The sequence below is a fragment of the Kocuria atrinae genome (genome assembly GCF_039531425.1).
GTDB classification, from domain to species: Bacteria; Actinomycetota; Actinomycetes; order Actinomycetales; family Micrococcaceae; genus Kocuria; species Kocuria atrinae.
Map to the genome: position 1 here is coordinate 1 of NZ_BAAAQA010000044.1, position 883 is coordinate 883.

The following is an 883-nucleotide window of genomic DNA, read 5'->3' on the forward strand; positions in this document are numbered from 1 at the left end:
GCGGAATCGTTCGCAATAAGATCCGGCGCGTGTCACTCTGAACCCATGACGCACGAACATCCGGAGCACAAGGCACCCGTTACTGCCGAAGATTGGGATGCCCGCTACGATACTGAGCACATCTGGAGTGGCCACCCGAACGGTGCACTGGTGGCCGAGGCTTCCGCACTCGCGCCCGGAGCCGCTTTGGACGTCGGCTGCGGTGAAGGGGCGGATGCTGTGTGGCTTGCCCAACGGGGTTGGTCCGTCACGGGGGTGGACGTTTCCGCCGTTGCCGTGGGGCGCGCCCGGACCGCTGCGGATGTCGCCGGAGTGGAGGTCACATGGCTGGTGCAGGGGTTCCTTGACTCACCATTCACCGACTTCGACCTGGTGTCCGCTCAGTACCCGGCCATCCCCAAGGCCGGCGACCGCGAGGTGGAACAGCATTTCGCTCAGGCCGTGAAACCCGGTGGACTGCTCATGTTCGTCCATCACGTTATGGACGATGGCCCCCACGGATTCGATCCTGCCGATTATGTGATGCCGGAGGACATTGCTCGGTACTTCTCCGACGCTGGTTGGGACTTCCTGGTGGACGAAGTCCGCGAGCGCCATGTGTCTGGTGGTGCCGGAGCACACCATTCTCAGGACCGGGTGATTGTGGTGCGCAGGCCGAATCTCTGACCCGGAGAGCTCTTTGTCCGATTCACGCCATGCGCTGTATTGCGTTCCTCACCACTTCAGCGAACTGAGGACATCCCGCTCGTCTCAGAGCGTCGTCTAGTTGATGAAATTCTGGCTTCTTGCTCCAGTACGCGAGTTGTTCCGCAATAATCGGACCGAGACATTTCGGATTCGATTTAGCGACCAGGACATAGAAGTCGTCGGCCGAGATCACCTC

The 883-nt window shown here is 60.8% G+C and carries 1 protein-coding gene and 1 pseudogene; one reads left to right on the plus strand and one right to left on the minus strand.

The window, feature by feature from the left end; translation table 11 throughout:
- The first annotated feature begins 45 nt into the window (after positions 1–45).
- A complete protein-coding gene (locus ABD283_RS14305) occupies positions 46–666 on the plus strand; it encodes a class I SAM-dependent methyltransferase (protein WP_344225601.1) in 621 nt (206 codons plus the stop codon).
- A gap of 22 nt (positions 667–688) precedes the next feature.
- Here the strand turns inward: ABD283_RS14305 and ABD283_RS14310 are convergent.
- Positions 689–883 (minus strand): annotated as a pseudogene (locus ABD283_RS14310) (PIN domain-containing protein); the annotation flags it as partial.

Excerpts from the sequence above, each read along its gene's own strand:
- ABD283_RS14305 (WP_344225601.1), top strand. The coding sequence starts at position 46 with ATGACGCACGAACATCCGGAGCACAAGGCACCCGTTACTGCCGAAGAT.